This is a genomic window from Paenibacillus sp. MMO-177 (genome assembly GCF_037147795.1).
GTDB lineage: Bacteria > Bacillota > Bacilli > Paenibacillales > Paenibacillaceae > Pristimantibacillus.
In genome coordinates this window covers 913022-935733 of sequence record NZ_JBBCUR010000002.1, presented here as the reverse complement: position 1 = coordinate 935733, position 22712 = coordinate 913022, and the positions used below count along the sequence as shown (strand labels likewise).

Here is a 22712-nt window from a genome sequence, read left to right as displayed (position 1 = left end):
ATGCGTATCGTATTTATGGGAACGCCGGAATTCGCCGTTCCTTCACTGCGGCTTCTGATCGAGCAGGGCTACGACGTAGTCGCTGCCGTGTCGCAGCCGGACCGCCCGAAAGGACGCAAACGCGTACTGACGCCGCCTCCTCTGAAGGAAGCGGCTCTTGCGCTTGGCCTGCCGGTTCTTCAGCCGGAGCGGATGCGGAGCCCCGAAGCGGTTGCGGCTATTGCCGAGCTTCAGCCGGATCTGATTGTTACGGCCGCTTACGGGCAAATTTTGCCGAAGGCGCTGCTCGACATCCCGCCGCTTGGCTGCATTAACGTGCATGGCTCGCTGCTGCCGCGCTACCGCGGCGGTGCTCCGATCCAGCGCTCGATTATTAACGGCGAGACGGTAACCGGCGTAACGATTATGTATATGGCGGAAGGTCTCGATACCGGCGATATGATCAGCAAGGTTGAAGTTCCGATCACGGACGAGGATACATCGGGTACGTTGTTCGAGAAGCTGAGCGCAGCCGGCGCAGAATTGCTGGGACGCACGCTTCCTGCCTTAATTGCAGGCGAATTGAAGGCAGAGCCCCAGGACAACGAGCTGGCTACGTATGCGCCAAACTTAACGCGCGAGGACGAGCGGATCGACTGGAGCAAGCCGGCGCGCAGCATTTACAACCAGGTGCGCGGATTATCTCCGATGGCTGGCGCTTTTACATACCTGAACGGCGAAGTGTTTAAAGTATGGGCATGCGCAAAGCCTAATGGCGAGGCCGGTAACGGATCCGCCGCTCCGGGTACCGTAGTTGCGGCAAGCACCTCCGGGATTGACGTACAAACCGGCGCGGGGCTGCTTCGCCTGCTTGAAGTTCAGCCCGCAGGCAAGCGGGTTATGACGATTGCGGACTGGCTGCCGGGCGCACGGCTGTCTTCCGGCGCCGTATTTGGCGGTGACGAGGCATGAGCGAACGGGAATCTTTACAATCGCATCCAAAGCGGAAGCCAGGCGGAAAAAGCAAGGGCCGCGGACCCGGACAACAGGCGGGGGGCAAGGAACAGCGCCCGGCACGCGTACGCACGCCGCGCGAACTTGCCCTTGACACGCTGGTGAAGGTGGCGGAGACCGGCGCGTACAGCAACCTGCAGCTGAACCGCGTCCTGCAGGAAGCACAGCTGCAGCGCGCGGACGCTGCTCTTGTAACCGAGCTGGTATACGGAACGATTCAGCGCCAGCTGACGCTGGATCATTGGCTTGGCAAATTTGCGGCCAAAGGGCTTCGCAAGCTGGAGCCTTGGGTGCATCAGCTATTGCGCATGAGCGCCTACCAATTGCTGTATCTTGACCGTATTCCGGCCCATGCTGCGGTGAACGAGGCGGTAACCATTGCAAAGCGCAGAGGACATCAAGGAATTTCAGGCATGGTGAACGGCATTCTTCGCAGCATTGACCGGAACCGTGCGGAACTGACGGTTGACGCCATCGTGGACAAGAATCCTGTCGTGCAAATTTCCGTCAGACATTCTTATCCGGAGTGGCTGGTTGAACGCTGGGTCAAAGCCTACGGCGCGGAAACGGCTGAAGCCATCTGCGCTTCGGGCAATGAGCCGCCGCATGCCAGCGTTCGCGTCAATCCTCTCCGCGCTTCCCGTAACGAAGTGCTGGGCCTGCTGACCGAACAGGGAAGCGATGCTGAAGCATCAGAGCTTGCGCCTGCCGGTATCGTGGTGCGCCGCGGCGGCAACCTCGCCGATACGGAAGGCTTCCGCGAAGGCCTCTGGACCATGCAGGATGAGAGCTCCATGCTGGTCGCCGAGGTCGTAGCGCCTCAAGCAGGCATGCAGGTGCTGGATTGCTGCGCGGCGCCGGGCGGGAAAACAACCCATATGGCGGAGCTGATGAGCGGCAAAGGCAAGGTCTATGCCAACGACCTTCATCCGCATAAACGCCAGCTTATTGTCGATCAGGCGGTACGTCTAGGCCTTCAAAATATCGAGGCGATTACGGAGGACGCCGGCAAGCTCGGCGAGCGGTTTGCTCCGGCTTCGATGGATGCGGTGCTGCTGGATGCGCCATGCTCGGGCTTTGGGGTTATTCGCCGCAAACCGGAAATCAAGTGGACGAAAACAGCCGGAGACGTCGCCGAGATTGCGGCGATTCAGCGGAGGCTGCTCGGGGCCGTGGCAGGGCTGGTTAAGCCTGGCGGAACGCTGGTGTACAGTACCTGTACGATTGAGAGCACCGAGAATGAAGAGCAAGTAGCGGCATTCCTGAAGGAGCATCCCGAATTCCGGCTTGACGCGGAATGGCCGGAAGAGGCTCTGGAGCCGCTGCGCGAGAAAGGCATTGTCGACAGCTCCTTTGACGGACAAGCGCAGCTGCTTCCGCATCACTACGGCAGCGACGGTTTCTTTATTGCCCGTCTTCGCAGACGCCCGTAGGGCCCCTTGTGGCTCGGCATGGGCGTTTGTGGTAAAATAAATCATCAGCGCCGGCATTGCGGGCGCGCTATTTCAGAGTCAGGTGTGATAATAAGAAGATGAAACCAATAATTTATGACTATAACCTCGACCAGCTTCAAGACTGGATGAAAGAGAACGGCGAGCCGGCTTTCCGCGGCGGACAGCTGTTCGATTGGCTGTACGTTAAGCGCGTGAAGAGCTTTGAAGAGATGTCCAATCTGCCGAAGCCGCTTCGCGAGAAGCTGGAAGAGTCCTTCCAGTTCGTCACGCTGTCGGAGATTACAAGATTCGAGTCGAAGGACGGCACGGTCAAATTCCTGTTTGGCCTGCATGACAACCATGCGATCGAGACCGTTATCATGCGCCATGATTACGGCAACAGCATCTGCGTAACGACGCAGGTAGGGTGCCGGATCGGCTGCACCTTCTGCGCCTCGACGCTTGGCGGTCTGAAACGCAATCTGACCGCGGGCGAGATTGTCGCGCAAGTGGTAACGGCCCAGCAGATGCTGGATGCCACCGGAGAACGCGTATCAAGCATCGTTATTATGGGTTCCGGCGAACCATTCGAGAATTATGACGCCACGATGACCTTCCTGCGTATTATGATCCATGAGAAGGGTCTGAATATCGGCCAGCGCCATATCACCGTTTCGACAAGCGGTATCGTACCAAGCATGTATAAATTCACGGAAGAGAATACGCAGATCAATCTGGCTATCTCGATCCATGCGCCTAATGACAAGCTCAGATCCAAGCTGATGCCGGTTAACCGCCGCTTCCCGTTTGAGGATGTAATGGCAGCCTGCCGCAACCATATTGCGAAGACCGGCCGCCGCATCACGTTTGAGTACGCCTTGATCGGGGGCGTTAACGACCAGGCCGAGCATGCGCAGGAGCTTGCCGACGTGCTTCAAGGCATGTTGTGCCATGTCAACCTGATCCCGGTTAACCACGTGCCGGAGCGGAACTATGTACGCACGCCGCGCAATGACATTTTCGAATTCCAGCGCATTCTGGAAAAGAACAAAATCAATTGCACGATCCGCAGGGAGCAAGGCCATGATATTGCGGCTGCATGCGGCCAATTGAGGGCGAAACATATGGAGTCCACGACGAGGTGATCACGGTTGATTACGGCAAACCGAAGCGATGTCGGACGAATTCGTCATATTAACGAAGATCGTTCGTGGGTAGGACAGCTGGATAACGGCATTACTTTAGCGATTGTCGCCGACGGAATGGGCGGTCATCAAGCGGGGGATGTAGCGAGCCAGCTGGCGGTTAATACGTTCAGAGACATGCTCGAGAAGAGCGCGTCGAAGGCGGATTTATCGATGCAAGAGGGGAAAATGCTGATTCGCCAGGCGCTCGTTATGGCTAATGACGTCGTCTACGATATGGCATCGCGCAACGAGCAGTACTACAATATGGGAACGACAATCGTTGCTGCCTTGTACAAGGAACAGCAATTGATTATCGGGCATATCGGGGACAGCCGCGCCTATCTTATTACCGCAGATGGAATTGCGCAACTGACGGAGGATCATACCCTCGTCAACGAACTGGTCAAATCCGGCCAGATCAGCCTGGAGGAAGCGGCGCACCACCCGCGCCGCAATGTTATTACGCGTGCTGTTGGTACGGACGCGCAAGTTGAGGTAGATATTTATACCGCAGCCTTGTCCGATAACGATGTTCTGCTGCTGTGCAGCGACGGTCTGACCAATATGGTCAGCGACGATGAGATGCTGCAGACGGTTCGTGAGGAAGGGCTGGGATTGGATGATAAAGCGGATCGCCTCATTCAATTGGCGCTGCAAGCCGGAGGAGACGACAATGTTACGGTCGTGCTGCTTCAGGAGGAAAGCGCTGCTTATCGAGGAGGTGACAACGGGTGATCGGACATCAATTAGGTGGTCGCTATGAAATTTTAACGAAAATTGGCGGAGGCGGCATGGCGCTTGTCTATAAGGCGCACGATATTCTGCTAAACCGTAATGTCGCAGTAAAGATTCTGAGACAGCAATTCGTCCATGACGAAGAATTTATTCGGAGATTCCGCAGGGAAGCGCAGTCGGCTGCCTCGCTGTCTCATCCGAATGTCGTCAGCATTTACGATGTAGGGCAGGAAGAGGATACCCACTACATCGTAATGGAATATATCGAAGGTCATAATCTTAACGAAATCATTCATGAGCGTGCGCCGCTGCAGGCCGACGAAGCGGTGAGGATTGCCGCGCAGATTTGCGATGCGTTGGAGCACGCCCATCAGAATCATATTATTCATCGCGATATTAAGCCTCATAACATCTTGATCGGCAAGAACGGAAGAGTGAAGGTAACGGACTTCGGAATTGCGCGTGCCGTAACTTCCTCTACGATTACGCAGACCGGCTCGGTTGTCGGCTCGGTTCACTATTTCTCGCCCGAGCATGCCAAAGGGATTAGTACGGGGGAGAAGTCAGACCTGTACTCCCTTGGCATTGTGCTCTACCAGATGCTGACGGGGAAGCTTCCGTTCTTCGGAGAAAGCCCGATCAGCGTTGCGCTCAAGCATTTGCAGGAGGAGTTCGAGGAGCCTAGGAAGGTGAATCCTCATATCCCGCAGAGCGTCGAAAACGTCATTTTGCGCGCGATGCGCAAAAACCCGAATGAACGCTATCAGTCTGCCCGCGAAATGCTTCACGACCTGGACACTTGCCTTAAGCCAAGCCGCTTGGGCGAGCCGAAGGCGACGTTCACAAGCGGCAGCGATCTCGACGAGACTCGGGTGATGCCAGCGATACGGGGCGATATGCTCACCTCCGTGCCGCAGTACGAACCGCAGTACGAGTTAACGCCTGTTCCGCCTGTCGAAGCGTCTCCTCTCCTTGAACGGGCGAATAAGGCAGCGGCTGCATCAAGTCAGCCGGAAACGGAATGGAAAGACGAGAAAGGCAGCGGAAAGCCTAAAGGCTGGAAGCGCCCAACCACGATCGTAGCGGTAACTTTGGTCATTTTAGGCTTGATTATATGGGGCTTCTTTGCTCTATTGAACAAGCTTGACGTGCCGGAAGTGGACGTGCCTTTTGTAGTTGGCAAGCAGGAGGACGTAGCTCGGTCTATGATTGAGGAAAAAGGACTTAGGGTCAAGGAGCCCGTTATTCATGAGTTTATGGGCGATGTGCCTGCCGGTGAGGTCTTTGCGCAGGACAAGGCCAATATGCGGGTGAAGAAAGGCTCTTGGATTCAGCTGTCCGTCAGCGACGGCGCTGTGCTGGAGAAAATAGCCGACTATAAGGGCAAGCAGCTGCAGGAGGCCAAAGACGATTTGACCTCGCTCGGCGTACCTGTTAAGCAGATTTCTTCGGAGGAAGTATTCAGCGATCAGGATCCGGGAACGATCATAAGTCAGACGCCGGAGTTTGGCTCGGAATTTGATCCAAAGACGGCGACCGTCAAATTTATGGTGAGCAAAGGCCGCGAAACGATTCCAATGCCGAATCTGATCGGTCATACGGTTGCCGAAGCGAAGGATATCGTGAAGTCGAACGGACTGGTATTGCAAGATGACGACATTCTGGAAGAGCCGAGCTACTCGCAAAGCAAAGGACTTGTCATTGATCAGGATCAGTTTAAGCCTAACGATCCGGTGCCTAAAGGATCAAAAGTTACGATCCGCGTAAGCTCCGGTCCGCCGAAGGAAGCGAAGACCCATACGTTTAACGTTACGATATCGCCTGCCGAAGCGGGGAAAACAAGCGAAATCCGGATTGTATATTCCGATGCTACCGGTCAAGATATCGAGTGGGGCAAACGACAGATTCAAAATACCCAGTCCTTCCCTATCCAGGTTATTCTGGCCCCTAATACGGAAGCCAGAGTGACGGTGTACCGGGACGGTCAATTTGTGGATACTCGCACGATTACTTACGAGGAGCTGGCCCAAGGCTCGAAATCCTCTTCGCTCACGATACCGGGGTCCGGCAACGGCAATAACGGTAATAACGGTAATAACACAGACACGGCGACCAGCACCGATCCGGCAGAGAAAACCGAAAACCCGGATCAGCCGGCAAACGCGGATCCGACAGATAGCAACGACAACGGAGGCACTTCAGATGAGCAGCACTAGTGAAGCCAAGGGAAGAATCGTCAAGGCGCTCAGCGGTTATTATTACGTATTGCCGCATGAAGCGGAATCGCCGGAGCAAACGGTGCAATGCCGTGCTCGCGGCGTATTCAAGAAGAGAGGGTTAACGCCGCTAGTCGGCGATGACGTGGTGTACAGTTTAACGGAGAACGGCGAGGGCACGGTAGAGGAACTCCTGCCCCGCTCTTCCGAGTTGATCCGGCCGCCTGTCGCTAACGTAGACCTGGCTATCCTTGTCTTCTCCGTGACGGAGCCTACCTTGAATTTGCAGCTGCTTGACAAATTCCTTGTGCACATCGAGCATTCGGGTATTGAAGCGGTGCTCTGCTTAAGCAAGCAGGACTTGGAGCAGGACGGCGAGGAGACGGAAGAAGCCATAGCCGCCGCTGCGGCAGTGAACCGGATATACACGGCTATAGGCTATGAAGTATACGGCACAAGCTCGCGCCAAGGCGTAGGCGTTGAGGAGCTGCATGGCCGCCTTAAAGGGCATGTAGCCGTCTTTGCGGGTCAATCGGGCGTGGGCAAATCCTCGCTTCTTAACGCTCTCGTACCGGGCCTTGCTCTCGAGACCAACGAGATCAGCAACAGACTTGGCCGGGGCAAGCATACAACGCGCCACGTGGAACTCGTCGAGATAGGCGGCGGTTACGTGGCGGATACGCCGGGCTTCAGCCAGCTTGATTTCACGGAGCTTGGCATCGAGGATCTGGGGTACTGCTTCCGCGAGATGCGCCAGCTTGCGCCGGACTGCAAATTCCGGGCCTGCACCCATGTGCATGAGCCGGGCTGCGCGGTACTGAAGGCGGTGGAGGAGGGCACGATTGCGCCTAGCCGCCATCAGAACTATTTGACGTTTATGACGGAAATGAAAGAGAGAAAGCGGAGGTACTAAACCATATGGCAATTATCGCACCATCGATCCTGTCGGCGGATTTCGCCCGGCTTGGAGACGAGATTAAAGCAGCTGAAGAAGCCGGAGCGGATTGGATTCATGTCGATGTTATGGACGGGCATTTTGTACCGAACTTAACCTTCGGTCCTCCGGTTATCGCGGCCGTACGTCCGGCTACAAAGCTTCCATTTGACGTGCATCTGATGATCGAACGTCCGGAGCTGTCGATTCCGAGCTATGCAGCCGCCGGAGCGGACCGGATTACGGTTCATGCCGAAGCGACGGTACACCTGCACCGCACGATCCAGCAGATCAAGGATCTGGGCCTGCCTGCCGGCGTTGCGCTTAATCCAAGCACGCCGTTGTCGGTTCTGGAACATGTTCTGGGGGACGTTGATCTGATTCTCATTATGACGGTTAACCCTGGTTTTGGCGGACAAGCCTTTATCGAGGAGTCGCTCAATAAACTTCGCCAGCTGCGAAAAATGCTTAACGAACGCGGCCTCAGCCATGTTCATGTGCAAGTGGACGGCGGTATTAACAGCGTTACTGCCAAGCAGGTTGTAGAAGCCGGTGCGAATGTGCTTGTTGCAGGCAATGCCGTATTCGGGGAAAGGGATCGCGCGGCCGCGATTGCCGCGCTTCGGTAACGAGTGTGGAGGAAGATTTCGAGTTAGAGGATAGCATTTGGAAGAAATTGTTCTGGATCGCTTTTTACGCGATAACAGCAGGCCTTCTGCTGGGGCTTTTTACGGCCATCAGCTCGCCTATTAAGTATGTCTGCTCCCTAGTGGCTTTGTATATCGCCATTAAATGCTTTAAGCGCTTCTCTACCTGGGGGCCGCGGATTTCCTTTATCGTTTCCGCAATAATCGTTTATTTTGCTACGGCCCTGGTGATCGCAATCGTGGTCTATATGCGGGATAATCCGATGCCCGCGGGCTAATAGAATACTAGCTGGCGCTTTGGAATAGGACAGCTTAGCATCGCATAGGATGGTTACATGAACGAAGGTTCGTGTAGCCATTTTTGCGTTTATTATTGGTACACATCCAATTTCGATGAGCGTGTCTGAGGAGGGATGGGCATGAAATTTTACACGATCAAACTGCCGAAATTTCTGGGCGGATTCGTAAAAGCAATATTGAATACCTTCCAAAAAAACTAGGTCCGATGCACGGCTTAACGAACGATCGTGGGCAAGGCGGAACGGTTTTGCTGTCCATACGCAGCAAAACGCGTTCCGATCCGTAGAATTCTAAGCAAGATTATAAAGGTAAACTTATAATCCTTAGAATTCAAGGCGGAACGGTTTTGCTGTCCATATGCAGCAAAACGCGTTCCGATCCGTAGAATTCTAAGCGAGATTATAAAGGTTAACTTATAATCCTTAGAATTCAAGGCAGAACGGTCCCGCCATTTTAGAGGCGGCGGGAGGCGTTCCGATCCGGAGAGTGAAACGGCTCCACCATTTCCGTTGTCAGAGGGCGGTCGATTCCGGAGAAATGAACAAAGAAAAAGCACCTGAGCTCAGGTGCTTTTTGTCTAAATATAAGAAAGTATAAACAAGTATACGACGCTTATATTTCATAGCGAAACGTTCGCTGCGCCGCCAGATTGACGGCGTCAGCCGTTTGCGCTAGACCGCTCGGTTGGAATCCGTCAATTAAACGCGAGTTACTTTGCCGGATTTCAGTGCACGTGTGCTGACATAAACGCGTTTCGGTTTGCCGTCAACCAAGATGCGAACCTTTTGCACGTTTACACCCCAAGAACGACGGTTTTTGTTGTTTGCGTGGGATACATGGTTGCCTGTACCAGGCGATTTACCAGTAATGAAACATTTGCGGGACATGAGTACACCTCCTTAAGTTTGTGCCGCAAGAAAGCGGGCTTTCCTGCAAGCATGCGCTTAGAGTTTGCTTTTTGAACCATTAGCTGCATTGTTAGCACAAGCTGTATTAAAAAATACTGGGTCAAGCCTGCACATAAACATACTTGACTATCGTATCACAATTGTTTTGTATCAGCAACTTAAAAGTACATGAAATGATGGATTTTGTCATCGTTTTTGCCTTGCGCCCTTCTATAATGAACCGGTTTATAGTACAATAATCCTTAGTCCATATTATTTACGGTAAAGGAGTGTATTCCCATACCACTGCAGATTAAGAACGAGCTTGGACAGATAATTGTGAATGATGACTGCATTGCAGTGATTGCAGGCTCTGCAGCCATGGATTGTTATGGGCTTGTCGGGATGGCTTCCCGCAAACAGCTTAAGGATGGCATTGCCGAGCTGCTCGGCAGGGAGAACATGTCGAAGGGCGTCGAGGTGCGCCGGGAGAATGAACAGCTCCATATCGAATTGCATATTATCGTAAGCTACGGCACCAAAATTTCCGAAGTGGCGCATAATATACAGAACAAGGTTAAGTACGTCCTAAATGATGTAATTGGTCTTCAAGTGGACCAGGTCCATATATTTGTTCAAGACGTAAGGGTATCTACGTAGTCAATGCTTACGAAGTTAGAATTGCTTTTGCAATTCTTTTTAGGAAGGGGAATTGTCGTTGAGTAAGCGCTCCATTAACGGATCTGATTTTACCGCCATGGCACTGCTCGGTGCGGAATATTTAGAAAGAAATGTAGACCGGGTTAATGCATTAAATGTGTTTCCGGTGCCAGACGGAGATACGGGTACGAACATGAATCTAACGATTGTCTCGGGGGTTCGCGAACTGCGGAACAAGCCGTCCGACCATTTGGGAAAGGCTGCCGAAGCATTGTCCAAAGGACTTTTGATGGGGGCAAGGGGCAACTCGGGGGTTATTTTGTCCCAGTTATTCCGCGGCTTTGCCAAATCGCTCTCCAATCTGGAAGAAGCAGGGACGCTGCAGATTGCCGCCGCCTTCCAAAACGGCGTCGACATGGCTTACAAAGCGGTCGTGAAGCCGGTCGAAGGAACGATTCTTACGGTAGCGAGGGAAGCGGCCAAGCATGCCGTTCAGTATGCCCGCAGAACGAGCGATGTCGTTGAACTGATGCAAGAGATTCATGCGAAGGCAAATGAAGCGCTTCAGCGCACGCCGGATCTGCTGCCGGTATTAAAGCAGGTTGGCGTCGTTGATTCCGGCGGACAAGGTCTCGTCTTTATTTACGAGGGCTTTGTTCAGCATTTGACGCATAGCGGTACGATTCAGGAGAAGGTATTTTCTTTCCCGTCCGAAGCGGCGGCACCGGAAGAAGTAGCTGCGGCGAACAGAGCATCGGCTGTTATTAGACCGTCGGCCCCGGCATCCGCGCAATCGAAGCTGGCGACAGAGGATATCGAGTTCCTGTACGATATGGAATTCTTTATTAATCGCAAAATCAGCGGGAAACCTGCAGCGTTTTTTAATGAATACGCTTTCAAGAAGGCGCTTGAAAAAGACGGCGATTCGATTCTCGTCATTGCCGACGACGATATTATCAAAGTGCATGTCCACTCCCGCAAGCCTGGCGATGTATTAAACCTTGCAATGGCTTACGGCGAGCTGACGGACTTTCACATTCTGAATATGCGGGAACAGCACCGCGACCTGCTTGAGCATGAAGCGGCGGCTGAGCCGTTTGCGCCGGTACCCGAGTACGCGTTGACCGGCGACATCTCGTCGACGGAGCTGCTGGCAGGACCGGCTGCGCAGGTGGTAGCGCCTGAGCAGCTGCATGAGCTCGCGCCATTTGGCATCGTTGCGGTTGCGCTTGGCGAAGGCATCGCGAATATTTTCCTCAGCAACGAGGTGGATATCGTATTGTCCGGGGGGCAAACCATGAATCCAAGCACCGAGGATTTCGTGAACGCGATTGAATCGCTGCCGGCAGAGCATATCTATCTGCTGCCTAACAACAGCAACATTATTCTCGCGGCTGAACAAGCCGCAGAGCTGAGCGGACGCCAGGTGACCGTTATTCCGACAAAAACGATTCCGCAGGGCCTGGCCGCGATTCTTGCCTTCAAGGAAGAGGAATCGGCGGAGCGCAACGCGGCATGGATGAGGAGCGCCGCGGAGCAGGTCGTATCCGGCCAAGTGACGCAGGCGGTAAGGAATACGTCGATCGACGGCGTAGATATTCAAGAAGGCGACTATATGGGGATTAAGGAGAAGACGATTGTCTCCTCCAAGCCAACCCTGCTTGAGGCTTGCCAGCTGCTGATGGCGGCTATGGCCGAAGAGGGCGGCGAGCTGCTGACGATTCTGACCGGCGAGGATGCGAAAGAATCCGATACCGCGGAATTATGCGAATGGATCGAAGAGGCATACCCGGATATCGAGCTTGAGGTTCATGCCGGCGGCCAGCCTTTATATCCTTATTTGTTCGCTATGGAATAGCCATAATAAGTTGGGAGGGGACGTATGGGGAACATACGCATCGTGACCGACAGCGCATCGGACATTCCACTCGCGCTGAGGCAAGAGCTTGGCATTGAGATGGTTCCGCTGAAAATTCTGTTCGGGGAAGAGACTTACTATGATGCCGTTACGATTAATACGGAGCAGTTTTTCGAGAAGGTAGCGGCATCGCCGGCAATGCCTACTTCGTCCCAGCCATCACCGATGGAGTATCAAGAAGTATACGAACGCATTTTGCGGGAGGATCCCGGGGCGTCCATTATTTCGATTCACTTGTCGGGTGCGGTCAGCGGGACTTACCAGTCAGCCGTTATCGCCAGCTCGATGATTGACGGGGATCCGGATATTACGGTTATCGATTCGAAAACGGCATCTTACGCCTATGGCATGCGCGTTGTAGCTGCGGCCAGGATGGCTGGAGAAGGGGCTTCGAAAGAAGCGATTATGGCCGAAATCGAACGGATGCAGCGGGAAACCCAGCTGTATTTTCTCGTGGATACGCTTGAATATTTGCAAAGAGGAGGACGGATCGGCAAAGCTTCCGCTCTTATCGGATCTATTCTTAATATTAAGCCGATTCTGTCGCTCGACAAAGACGGCATGGTGTATGCCGTAGATAAAATGCGCGGTACAAAAAAAGCAATGGCGCGGATTATGGATATGCTTGGCGATGCCTGCGGCCAGGATCCCGTTATTGTCACAATCGCCTGGAACACGAATAAGGAAGCTGCTTTGGAATTCCTCGAGCTGATCAAGGCTCGCTTCAACGTTCAAGGGGTTGAATACGCAACCGTTGGTGCCGTAATCGGAACCCATGTGGGTCCCGGCACGATGGCTGTGTTCATGCGCAGAGTGTGAGGTAGAGAACAATGACGCTGGAACAGTATTCGGTCCGGCAAATTAAAGGCGTGAGCGCTCCGAAGGAAGAAGAGCTTCACGCCTTTGGCGTTCAGACAGTCGCCGATTTGCTGGATTATTTTCCATTTCGATATGAAGATTACCGCATCCGGGAGCTTGCCGAGATCAAAGACGGCGAGAAGGTGACGGTGCAGGGAACGATTCGCGGGAACGGGATTTTGCAGCGGTACGGCAGAAACAAATCGCGCTTGACCTGCAAAGTCGAGGTTAACCATATGCTGGTGACGGCTGTCTGGTTCAACCGTCATTTTCTGCAGAGCCAGCTTGTCCCGGGCAGAGAAATTATGCTGACGGGCAAATGGGAGCAGCAGCGCCTGCAGATGACCGTGTCGGAATCCGAATTTGCGGACAAGTCTACCGGCATGGTGAAGTCAGGCACGCTTCAACCGGTCTATTCCGTGGGCGGAGGGATTACGCAGGCCTGGATGCGCAAGACGATCAAGCAGGCACTCCTTCAGTACGGCTCCATGATCGAGGAAGTGCTGCCGCATGAGCTTGTGGAACGCCACGGGCTTATGGCAAGGCGGGATGCCGTACAGCGGATCCACGATCCTGGTGAGGTCAAGGAAGGGTTGGAAGCCAGGCGGCGAATGGTCTATGAGGAGCTGTTTCTTTTTCAACTGAAGCTGCAGGCTTACCGTTCTTTAACGCGGAAACGCGGGGACGGCATTGTTCATCAGGTGAACGGGGAGACGATTCGCAACTTTGCGGCTACGCTTCCTTTCGAGCTGACGGACGGCCAGAAGAAGGTTGTTAACGAGATTATGGCCGACATGCGCCAACCGGCGGCGATGAACCGCCTGCTGCAAGGGGATGTCGGATCCGGCAAAACGGTCGTTGCGGCTATAGCGCTGTATTGCACGATCAAAGCCGGGCATCAGGGGGCTCTAATGGTGCCGACGGAGATTCTGGCCGAGCAGCATTTGCGCTCGCTTCAGAAGCTGTTTGCGGATACGGGCATAGAGGTCGCTCTCCTGACGGGCAGCTTGACCGAGAAGAAGCGCCGCGACGTGCTTGCCGGGCTGCAGATGGGCATGATTGATATTCTGGTCGGCACGCATGCGCTTATTCAAGACGATGTCTTTTTCCGCAGCCTGGGGCTTGTTGTAACGGACGAGCAGCACCGGTTCGGGGTGAATCAGCGGAGTATTCTGCGCCGCAAAGGGATGAATCCCGACGTGCTGACGATGACGGCCACTCCAATTCCGAGGACGCTTGCCATTACGGCCTTCGGGGATATGGATGTGTCCACGATCAAGGAGCGCCCGCACGGCCGGAAGCCGATTAAGACGTATTGGGTCAAGCATGACATGATGGACCGCGTTCTTGGCTTTATCCGGCGCGAGGTTGGCGAAGGACGCCAAGCGTATGTCATTTGCCCGCTGATCGAGGAATCGGAAAAGCTGGATGTGCAAAACGCGATTGATTTGTACGTGCAGATGCAGCAGGCTTTTCCGGATTTGAAGGTGGGGCTTCTGCACGGCCGGCTGTCGGCTTCCGAGAAGGATGAAGTGATGCGCGCGTTTGGCGCGAACGAGACGCAGCTGCTAGTTGCGACAACGGTCGTTGAGGTTGGCGTCGACGTTCCGAATGCCACGCTTATCATTATCATGGATGCGGAGCGGTTCGGGCTTTCCCAGCTGCATCAGCTGCGCGGGCGCGTCGGGCGCGGGGCGCATCAATCGTTCTGCGTGCTGGTGGCCGATCCGAAGTCGGAGAACGGACGCGAGCGGATGAAGGTGATGACGGAGACCAATGACGGCTTTGAGGTGTCGCGCCGGGATCTTGAGCTGCGGGGACCTGGGGACTTCTTCGGGACGAAGCAAAGCGGCTTGCCGGAGTTCAAGATCGCGGATATGGCGGCGGATTACGAGATGCTGGAGATTGCCCGCGACGATGCGGCGGAGCTTGCCGGACGGGATGATTTTTGGACGAATCCGGCATTTGAACGGGCGCGTGTCCAGCTGCTGAAGGATCAAATTTTTCAAGGGGAACAGCTCGACTAAGCAATATCTTCCCTCTTGCGGCATATAGTTAAACGATCGAATCATCGGAATGCCGGATGGAGGTGTAAGGCTGGTGAGTTACCAAAAGTACGGCATTCGGCCGCAATTGGTCGAACGCGTCAAATTCAAATTAAAAAATCCGGTCGTGAAGGACCGGATGCGGCTGTTGCTGGGCAATGTCACGAAGTATGATCTGCAGGACCGGGTAAAGGTGCGGAAGCTGGTGAAATCGGCGACTTCTATTTTACAGGAACCGCTGACGGATATTCAGGAAGAACAGATTATCGATTTTGTCCTCGCGCAAAAAATAGATCCAAACAACACCTTCCATTTGCTGAAGCTATGGGGGATGTTCCGCTGACCGCTTGCGGTCGGCTTTTTTTTGTTTGGCGAAGACACTTGCTGCCTACGTTGGAGTTTATACAGTAGATGGGTGCACTTTGCTCCTGTAATTGAAGCTATGTTGGAATCCATCCAATATAATTCAGACATTTGAGGAAAAAAAGTTCATCCTGATGATATTTATTGGAGTGAATCCAACCTAGCGCGGGTAATCTGCCACTTCGGCATTTTACGTTGGATGAAATCCAATGAAGTGGTCCCCTCTACAGTCCTACCCGTAATCACCACAGATGAAGCTGGCCTCCGGGTGTTACCGGTTCAATGCATTCGGCGGTGTCATTCTTGACGCTCCCGACTGCCGAGGATACCGGATAGGCTTCAAGTTCTTCGGCGGTATACGGCAGGAATAGACGCTGCAAGGCTTGCGGGTCCTGCACGGTCCGGTCCAGCCAGAAGGGCTCGTCCTCCGCGCGCAATATTACCGGCATACGGTCGTGGATCGGGGCCATCAGCTCGTTGGGCGAGGTTGTCATAATGGTACAGGTGCTGACCGTTGTTGTGCCGTCCGGCGCAAGCCACGACTCGTACAGACCGGCCATGCTGAAGATGGAGCGGTCCTTGCGGACAATACGCATCGGCTGTTTGCCGCCATCGGTCTTTTTCCATTCATAGAAGCCGTCTGCCGGGATCAGGCAGCGCTTGCGTCGGAGCGGCGTCTTGAAGGCCGGCTTCTCGGCGGCTGTCTCGGAGCGGGCATTCAGCATTTTATTGCCAATCTTCGGATCGTCCGCCCAGGGCGGAATAAGTCCCCACTGCAGCTCGCCGAGCCGATTGCGCTGCCCGTCATTAATAATGGCAAGCACTTGCTGGCCAGGCGCTACGTTATATTTGGGACGATGGTAAGGCACCTTCGTCTCGCCGATCATATAACGGATCATCAGCTCCTCGAGCGATACGGTGATGGTATATCTTCCGCACATGGCAAGTCCTCCCAGAAAGTTTTTTGGAAATGAAGTGAGTTTTGCGAAACAAACACACAGCTCCACACAACTTGTACGTTCTTTGCTTTTTATTATGCATGAACAGGCGGTCTGACGGCAAATACTTGTGTTACCAGGATCATGAGGAGGGCGGTCGATGTTAAGCAAGGGAAGAGGGCGCGGCCGCTCCGGACGAAGGCTTCGCAGAATCAAACAGTTCTTCTCGCTGCCTGCTGCGGCATGGGATTACGCGGTGGGCAAATGGCAGGGCCTGGAGGCTTCGCATGAGATGCTCGCGGAAGCAACTCCGCTGCAGCTTGCCGAGGATGCGGTTGCCGAGCTGGAGGAGGAGTGGCGGAAGCTGGAGGAGCAGCAGGCGGAGCCGGCGGCAAGCGCATGGAGCGGTGACGAGAAAATTATGGAACGGATTCGGGCGGAGACCTCCCGTCTGAACCGCAATAACGTGACGCGGACGGAAGCCTACCGGCTGATGCATCAACGCCATCCGGAGCTGCATTGGGCGATGCTGGCCCATCTCGTGTCCCGCAACGGCGGATGGAATATGACGGATCTGGCCGGCGAATGGCTGCCGCAGCTGCTCCCGGGCGATAAACGCCAGTCCGTCTTTTTGCTGCTGGAGCATGCGAATACGTTTATTTTCGGCGATGCCTATCCGCAGCTGCTGCTTTACGAGGAAAGCGTCCGCGCGCAACGTCCGTTGTTTCATCTGCTTCCGGCTTTCGGGGTAACGCGGTTCATGAAGCCGGTATGGGAGCAGTTCTGGCGACGGCGCGATTCCGTGCCGCTGACGGTTGCGCTTATTGTGAACGAGCAGCATTTCATTGAGCAGCGGGTCGTGCGGGACGATTACTTCCGCAAAAACGTGATCGATACCTTCTTCTTCGGCATGCAGTCGCTGCTGCAGCTGAACGCGGTGATGTTCCCTTACCATACCGAAGGCGAGCTGCGGCTGGCCGGATTAATCTTGGAGGATTTCGACGATATGTCCGAACGGATTGAATTCGGCAAGTCGTTGTATGCCGTTTTGTTTGGGGTACCCCGGGTGCGGGAAGGGGCGCTGGCCTTCGCGGCGAAAGGGCGCCACACCGGATCAAGGGCGGACTACGCCCCGCATCTGTTCGCCCGGGTACGCCGGGAGCCGCCAACCGCGCTGTACAAGGAGCGCTTGCTCGGCGGCAAGCTGCTGCCGGGAGCCGCGCCGGTCTACAGCCCGGAGCTTCGCGATGCCTGAGCCAACCAGAAGCTCGAGACGGCGAAGCGGGAAGACTGGTTCGGCTCGGCCGACGGCATTATGCCGTATTTCCGAAAGCTGAAGCTGCCCCGAAGCTTCGAGCTGACGAATGAATACGGCCTGCTGCTCAATAAGATCGAGCTCGCCGTGCTTGCTGCCCAGCAGCTGAGGCAGGAGGAGCAGCTTTGAAAACAATAAGAAGCCTGATGCTAAGGTTACGGAAGCGACATCAGGCTTCTTTTTGCTGCTTAACGGCATGATTGGCTTCCGGACCAACTGTTTGAAATTACCTCTAAATATCCCTTGCATAGCGAACATACATTCGGTATATAATAATATACGAACATACTTTCGTATTTGTATTGGAGTGGGGATTATGGAACGTGTCATTATGCTGATTGACTGCCAGTCGTTCTACGCGTCCGTCGAGAAGGCCGCGCATCCCGAATATAAGAATGATCCGGTTGTTGTTGCCGGCGATCCTTCGAGGCGTTCGGGCATTATTCTGGCAGCTTGTCCGCTTGCGAAGCAGTACGGCGTGACGACCGCCGAGACCCTTGGCGAGGCGCTCGGCAAATGTCCGCAGCTCGTCATTATCAGACCGCGGATGCAAGCTTATATCGATGTCTCGCTAATGATTACCGACATTTTTCGTTCGTTTACCGATCTGGTGGAGCCCTTCTCCATCGACGAGCAATTCCTGGACGTTACCGGCTCCTTGTCTTATTTCGGCTCGCCGGAAGAGATTGCAACGCAGATCCAGACCAAGATTATGCTCTACACCGGCGTATGGGCCCGGGTAGGCATCAGCTCCAACAAGATTCTCGCCAAGATGGCCACCGATATTTGGGCGAAAAAGAACGATACCGGCCAGTTCACGCTCCCGAAATCAGAGGTGGAATCTTTATTATGGCCGTTGCCCGTGAGCAAAATGTTTGGCGTGGGCTCGCGGATGACCGCGCATTTCCAGCGGATGGGGATTACAACGATTGGCGACCTCGGCTGTCTTCCCTTGCCGGAATTCAAGCGCAGGCTGCAGGCGCGGATGGGCCGCAACAGCGATATTCAGGCAGAGCTTTTCTGGCAGACGGCAAACGGCATTGACCCGAGCCCGGTCAAGCCAAGCACCCATGACGCGCAGCAAGCCGTCGGCCATCAGATGACGCTTCCCCGGGATTACAGCAAGCCCCAAGAGATTGACGTTGTTCTGCTGGAATTAAGCGAGGAGGTATGCCGCCGCAGCCGCGCCAAGGGTTATATGGGCAGCGTGATTGCAGCAGGCGCGCAAGGCGCGGATTTCGACCGCCCGACCGGTTTTTTCCGCCAGATGACGGTACCCGACCCGACGAATATTACGAAGGAAGTATTTGCTGCGGCCCGCACGTTGTTTTATGCCCATTGGGACCGGCTTCCCGTCCGCAAGCTTGGCGTGACCTTATCGAAGCTGGTGCCTGACGACCAATATCAGCTTACCCTGTTCGGGAACAGGGAGAAGGAAAGGAAGCTGGATCGCGTCACGGACGCGATCCGCCATAAATTCGGAACGACCTCGATTCTCCGGGCGTCTTCGCTGCTCGAATCAGCCCAGGCCCGTGAGCGCAGCGTCAAAATTGGAGGACACTACAAATGAGCAAGAAACTGGAAGGAAACGGCCGCTGGGAATCCAGCCGCATGATGCTGCCTGAGCACCGGGAGCAATATCTAGAACGGCGCGAGCCGCCCAAAGCCTCCGGACCTGTCCCCGTTCCAAGCAAAGAGGAGCTTGAGCTTATCCGCGATTACGTGCTGCTCCCCATGATGCTGACGATCGTTGATAAGAATTGCAAGGACATCGAGCTGTCCTTCTACTCCATGAAGCAGCTGTACATGAAAGCCTCGCGCGTCTTAATGGGGCATATTCACACGGATCTGACCGCTGTTCGCAAAGCGCTTAAGGAGCGCAATATCCGGGTCTTCCTCGAGGAGAGCGACAGCGAGCATGGAGCCATTCATTACAAGTTCGTCTGCCGCGGCTACGAGGACCGCTTCTCCATGATCCGCGACGCGGCCCGAGCCGAGATCAGCGTCCGCATCGCCAAATATATCTCCACCATGTTTAAGTAAACCTTCTAAAGCACCGACCGCTGGTACACAGCGCGGTGTTTTTTGTTTTGGAAGATATATAATGCAATTATCATTGACGAGTCATTGCAGATGGAATGATGTTCCAGTAAAATATTGGATAAGCATGGATTGGATGCATGCGTAAGCGGTTAAGGGAGAGGGACTGCGGTGGATACTTCGTTACTTGTTGCATTAAGCATTTCATTTGTCATTGTGACGGTGTTTACTCCTGTCTTGATATGGGGACTGCGCAGCCTGAAGCTGCTTCAGCCTATTCGGGTTGAGCTGCCGGCGGATCATCAGGCCAAACGCGGCACGCCGCTAATGGCTGGACTCATTCTGCTTACCGGCGTGTTTACCTCGCTCTATTTTCATCCCAGTCCGCTCGTGCTTTTTCTGGGGGCAACGTTTGTTCTGTTTAGCCTGGTAGGCTTTATGGATGATATGAAGAAGGCAGCCTTTCAAGATCCTTCAGGCATTTCAGGGAAGACCAAGCTGGTATTCCAGTTTGCGTTTACGATTCTATTGCTCTATATTCTGTTGAACCAATTTCATTTGAATCCTGATATTCTGTTGTTTCATGATTTGGCGATTCACCTGCCGGTGTGGGTCTATTTGCTTCTGATGATGCTGTTTATCGTCGGCTCCGCCAATGCGATCAACTTTACGGATGGACTGGACGGGCTGCTGATTAATGTCTCCATCCCAACTTATTTTTTCTTCTTTATGATTTCGGACAAGACAGAAATTAAGACCTTCTCGTTAGTCATGATTGGCTGTCTGCTCGGGTTATTCCTATACAATATTTATCCGGCCAAAGCTTTTATGGGCGATACCGGCTCGCTTGCAATTGGCGGGTCGCTTACCTTTTTAGCCGTTATCGAAAAGGTTGAAATTCTTATTCCGATATTATTTTCAGTCTATATAGCAGAACAACTATCGGTCATTCTGCAGGTCTGGTATTACAAGAGAACGAAAAAGAGATTGTTCCGGATGGCTCCGATTCACTACCATTTCAGTTTGAAATATGGCTGGAGCGAAAATAAGATCGTCATCATTTTCGGATTCGTATCTTGGATATCCGCCTTGATCTGCTGGATTTTATGGAGGTACATGCGATGAACCTTGAGCATCTATTTTAAAGACTTCGCTCCAACAAAACCCCAACTTGCTTGGCCATAACTTCCGGCGGATGGGGCATTCCGTTCCTGATCCACCAATTCCTGCGTTTTAAGAATTCTCCGATCCACTTTGGGCATGTAAGACCTATTAAATAAAGAAGCATGGACGTTATCCGTCCATGCTTCTTTATGTTTTTTGCTTGCGGTACACCTTGGGGGACATGCCGTAGAACTTGGAGAACTGGCGGGTGAAATAGTTGCTGTCGTTAAAGCCGCTTTGATAAGACACTTCCGTAATAGGGAGATTGGATGTCTTAAGCAAATGGCCGGCATGCTCGAGACGGAGTCGCAGCAAATAGGCGAATGGAGTTGTTTGATAATAGGATTGAAAAATCCGGTTTAAGTGTCTGACCGAAATATCCGATTTCTCGGCAATCTGCTCGCGCGTAAGCGGTTCAAGATAGTGGTCCTCCATAAAGGAGATGGCATTGGCCAAATGCATCAAATGACTTTGAATTCCTTGCCGATCCTGGTTCTGATATTGTCTTGACAAGTAAACGACAAGCTCCATGAACCGTGACCGCAGCATAGTCTGATAGCCTTGAAGCTTGCCCGCATACTCCTCGATCATGAAATCGACGAGGGAGGAGACGTATGCCAGGCCCGGGATCGGCAAGCTGAGCTTGCTGCTGAAGGACTGGATATTCCGATAAAACGGTTCCAAAACAAAAAGCGCCTGGTAGCCGATAGACGTTCTCAGGTCAGGGCCGGCGGATGTAAGGATGTCCGGACGGTACATGATGTTGCAGATTCGGAAATCATGGGGGTCCTTGTAGGCATGAGAGGTAGCGCCGTCAATAACAAAGACATCCCCCTTCTTAATAAACGATGCATCAGTATTTACGATATGAGTGGCATTCCCGTTCAAAACGATAACAAGCTCGGAAAAATCCACATGATCATGAAGATACATGTCCTCGTCATGTCCGCCATACCCGATATAGAACAGAAATTGCTCGTCGGAGGTAAACCAATTCAAATGGACGCTTCTCATAAGACTCCCTTCTTAAAACCTGTCGCAAACAATCTGATGTCCTAATCATGCTATTTTTAGACCTTAAAATCAAGGATTAGGACTATTTTGCTCCATTATAATGCTAGAGGAAACAAGAAAACGCAGAGGAGTGGTACAGATTTGTCCGTCGTAAGCATTTGGCAGCGCATCGTCCGACAGCGATATCTTTATTACATGTCGGTCCCATTTGTCATTTTTGTTTTTTTATTTAGCTATTTACCGCTATGGGGCTGGACGATGGCGTTTCAGCAATTTCGAGTAGGCAAATCCTTCTTCGACCAGAAGTGGGTCGGCTTTGATAACTTCCGGATGTTGTTTCAGGACGATCAATTCTTTAATGCGCTGCGAAACACCCTAGCGATGAGTTTTATGGGGCTCATTGCAAGCTTTACGATTCCTATTCTCTTCGCCGTTCTTTTGAACGAGGTCCGCATTTCGTTTCTGAAACGCTTCGTACAGACGGTTTCCTATCTGCCGCACTTTGTCTCATGGGTGGTTGTTGCGGGCATTGTTACCAAAATGCTCTCATCGGAGAACGGGGTAGTTAACCAGCTTTTGGTTAATCTGCATCTCATTAACGAGCCGATTCCATTCATGGCGAAGGAAAATTTGTTCTGGTACGTGGTGACAAGCGCGGATATTTGGAAAGAAACCGGCTGGAACGCTATTATCTATCTGGCCGCTATCGCGGGTATCGGGCCGGAACTCTATGAAGCAGCGCGCGTTGACGGAGCAAGCCGAATACGGCAAATCTGGCATATTACGATGCCGGGTATTCGTTCCACGATTATTATTTTGCTGATCATGTCGATCGGACATCTGATAAGCATCGGCTTCGAGAAGCAGTTTCTCCTTGGCAACAATCTGGTAAAAGACAAATCGGAGGTGCTCGATCTGTACGCCCTTAATTACGGCCTGGGAATGGGGAGGTATTCCTTCGGAACAGCGATTAACATCTTTAACTCAGTTGTCAGCCTTATTCTGCTATTCGTCGCGAACGGCATTTTTAAGAAAATGACCAAGGAAAGCATTATGTAAGGAGGG

23 protein-coding genes and 1 pseudogene are annotated in these 22712 nt (G+C 53.3%); 20 read left to right on the top strand and 4 right to left on the bottom strand.

The features are described from left to right. From fmt to spoVM, 9 genes are all read left to right on the top strand, one after another. On the top strand, positions 1-951 hold the full coding sequence (fmt, locus tag WFK81_RS09855) for a methionyl-tRNA formyltransferase (RefSeq protein WP_336786229.1): 951 nt from the start codon (positions 1-3) through the stop codon (positions 949-951). Continuing rightward, on the top strand, positions 948-2426 hold the full coding sequence (gene rsmB, locus WFK81_RS09850; protein ID WP_336786228.1) for a 16S rRNA (cytosine(967)-C(5))-methyltransferase RsmB: 1479 nt from the start codon (positions 948-950) through the stop codon (positions 2424-2426). Before fmt ends, rsmB begins: the two co-directional genes overlap by 4 nt. Positions 2427-2524: 98 nt before the next feature. After that, positions 2525-3571: a 23S rRNA (adenine(2503)-C(2))-methyltransferase RlmN gene (gene rlmN / locus WFK81_RS09845; protein ID WP_132306060.1), complete on the top strand. Its 1047-nt coding sequence runs from the start codon at positions 2525-2527 to the stop codon at positions 3569-3571. A gap of 6 nt (positions 3572-3577) precedes the next feature. Beyond that, positions 3578-4348: a Stp1/IreP family PP2C-type Ser/Thr phosphatase gene (locus WFK81_RS09840; protein ID WP_336786227.1), complete on the top strand. Its 771-nt coding sequence runs from the start codon at positions 3578-3580 to the stop codon at positions 4346-4348. After that, positions 4345-6564, top strand: a complete 2220-nt coding sequence (gene pknB / locus WFK81_RS09835; RefSeq protein WP_336786226.1) for a Stk1 family PASTA domain-containing Ser/Thr kinase — start codon at positions 4345-4347, stop codon at positions 6562-6564. Before WFK81_RS09840 ends, pknB begins: the two co-directional genes overlap by 4 nt. After that, positions 6551-7477, top strand: a complete 927-nt coding sequence (gene rsgA / locus WFK81_RS09830; RefSeq protein WP_336786225.1) for a ribosome small subunit-dependent GTPase A — start codon at positions 6551-6553, stop codon at positions 7475-7477. The genes pknB and rsgA overlap by 14 nt, the downstream gene beginning before the upstream one ends. A 5-nt stretch (positions 7478-7482) precedes the next feature. After that, on the top strand, positions 7483-8127 hold the full coding sequence (rpe, locus tag WFK81_RS09825; protein WP_336786224.1) for a ribulose-phosphate 3-epimerase: 645 nt from the start codon (positions 7483-7485) through the stop codon (positions 8125-8127). A gap of 5 nt (positions 8128-8132) precedes the next feature. After that, positions 8133-8423, top strand: coding sequence for a hypothetical protein (locus WFK81_RS09820; RefSeq protein WP_336786223.1), 291 nt, complete (start codon positions 8133-8135; stop codon positions 8421-8423). Positions 8424-8564: 141 nt separating this feature from the next. Next, a complete protein-coding gene (spoVM, locus tag WFK81_RS09815; protein ID WP_010345573.1) occupies positions 8565-8645 on the top strand; it encodes a stage V sporulation protein SpoVM in 81 nt (26 codons plus the stop codon). 498 nt (positions 8646-9143) lie between these two features. On the opposite strand, the gene rpmB is transcribed toward spoVM, so the two are convergent. Continuing rightward, on the bottom strand, positions 9144-9332 hold the full coding sequence (gene rpmB, locus WFK81_RS09810; protein WP_015845317.1) for a 50S ribosomal protein L28: 189 nt from the start codon (positions 9330-9332) through the stop codon (positions 9144-9146). A 300-nt stretch (positions 9333-9632) separates the two neighbouring features. On the opposite strand from rpmB, the gene WFK81_RS09805 reads away from it, so the two are divergent. The 5 genes from WFK81_RS09805 to WFK81_RS09785 all read left to right on the top strand — a co-directional run bounded on the left by WFK81_RS09805 (position 9633) and on the right by WFK81_RS09785 (position 15156). Then, positions 9633-9992, top strand: coding sequence for an Asp23/Gls24 family envelope stress response protein (locus WFK81_RS09805; protein WP_015845316.1), 360 nt, complete (start codon positions 9633-9635; stop codon positions 9990-9992). A gap of 58 nt (positions 9993-10050) precedes the next feature. Next, positions 10051-11850: a DAK2 domain-containing protein gene (locus WFK81_RS09800; RefSeq protein ID WP_336786222.1), complete on the top strand. Its 1800-nt coding sequence runs from the start codon at positions 10051-10053 to the stop codon at positions 11848-11850. A gap of 24 nt (positions 11851-11874) precedes the next feature. Further along, positions 11875-12729 (top strand): DegV family protein, encoded by an 855-nt coding sequence (locus tag WFK81_RS09795; protein ID WP_336786221.1) that lies wholly within the window; start codon positions 11875-11877, stop codon positions 12727-12729. A gap of 11 nt (positions 12730-12740) precedes the next feature. Next, positions 12741-14795, top strand: coding sequence for an ATP-dependent DNA helicase RecG (gene recG, locus WFK81_RS09790; protein ID WP_336786220.1), 2055 nt, complete (start codon positions 12741-12743; stop codon positions 14793-14795). Between the two features lie 73 nt (positions 14796-14868). Continuing rightward, on the top strand, positions 14869-15156 hold the full coding sequence (locus WFK81_RS09785; protein ID WP_336786219.1) for a stage VI sporulation protein F: 288 nt from the start codon (positions 14869-14871) through the stop codon (positions 15154-15156). A gap of 262 nt (positions 15157-15418) precedes the next feature. On the opposite strand, the gene WFK81_RS09780 is transcribed toward WFK81_RS09785, so the two are convergent. After that, positions 15419-16117, bottom strand: coding sequence for an SOS response-associated peptidase (locus tag WFK81_RS09780; RefSeq protein ID WP_336786218.1), 699 nt, complete (start codon positions 16115-16117; stop codon positions 15419-15421). A 157-nt stretch (positions 16118-16274) separates the two neighbouring features. Here WFK81_RS09780 and WFK81_RS09775 point away from each other — a divergent pair, with 157 nt between their 5' ends. From WFK81_RS09775 to mraY, 5 genes are all read left to right on the top strand, one after another. Beyond that, positions 16275-17369, top strand: a complete 1095-nt coding sequence (locus WFK81_RS09775) for a DUF2515 family protein (protein ID WP_336786217.1) — start codon at positions 16275-16277, stop codon at positions 17367-17369. 60 nt (positions 17370-17429) lie between these two features. Beyond that, entirely contained in the window at positions 17430-17558 is a 129-nt protein-coding gene (locus WFK81_RS09770; RefSeq protein WP_336786216.1) for a hypothetical protein, read from the top strand. Positions 17559-17745: 187 nt separating this feature from the next. Then, entirely contained in the window at positions 17746-18999 is a 1254-nt protein-coding gene (locus WFK81_RS09765; RefSeq protein WP_336786215.1) for a DNA polymerase IV, read from the top strand. Further along, entirely contained in the window at positions 18996-19472 is a 477-nt protein-coding gene (locus WFK81_RS09760; protein WP_015845308.1) for a hypothetical protein, read from the top strand. Before WFK81_RS09765 ends, WFK81_RS09760 begins: the two co-directional genes overlap by 4 nt. A gap of 168 nt (positions 19473-19640) precedes the next feature. Next, on the top strand, positions 19641-20594 hold the full coding sequence (mraY, locus tag WFK81_RS09755; RefSeq protein ID WP_336786214.1) for a phospho-N-acetylmuramoyl-pentapeptide-transferase: 954 nt from the start codon (positions 19641-19643) through the stop codon (positions 20592-20594). Between the two features lie 16 nt (positions 20595-20610). Here mraY and WFK81_RS09750 read toward each other — a convergent pair. Further along, positions 20611-20691 (bottom strand): annotated as a pseudogene (locus WFK81_RS09750) (TetR-like C-terminal domain-containing protein); the annotation flags it as partial. 89 nt (positions 20692-20780) lie between these two features. Further along, entirely contained in the window at positions 20781-21647 is an 867-nt protein-coding gene (locus tag WFK81_RS09745) for a helix-turn-helix domain-containing protein (protein WP_336786213.1), read from the bottom strand. 195 nt (positions 21648-21842) lie between these two features. Here WFK81_RS09745 and WFK81_RS09740 point away from each other — a divergent pair, with 195 nt between their 5' ends. Then, the gene (locus tag WFK81_RS09740) at positions 21843-22706 is read left to right on the top strand and encodes an ABC transporter permease (protein ID WP_336786462.1); all 864 of its coding nucleotides are present in this window, start codon (positions 21843-21845) and stop codon (positions 22704-22706) included. Positions 22707-22712: the final 6 nt, after the last annotated feature.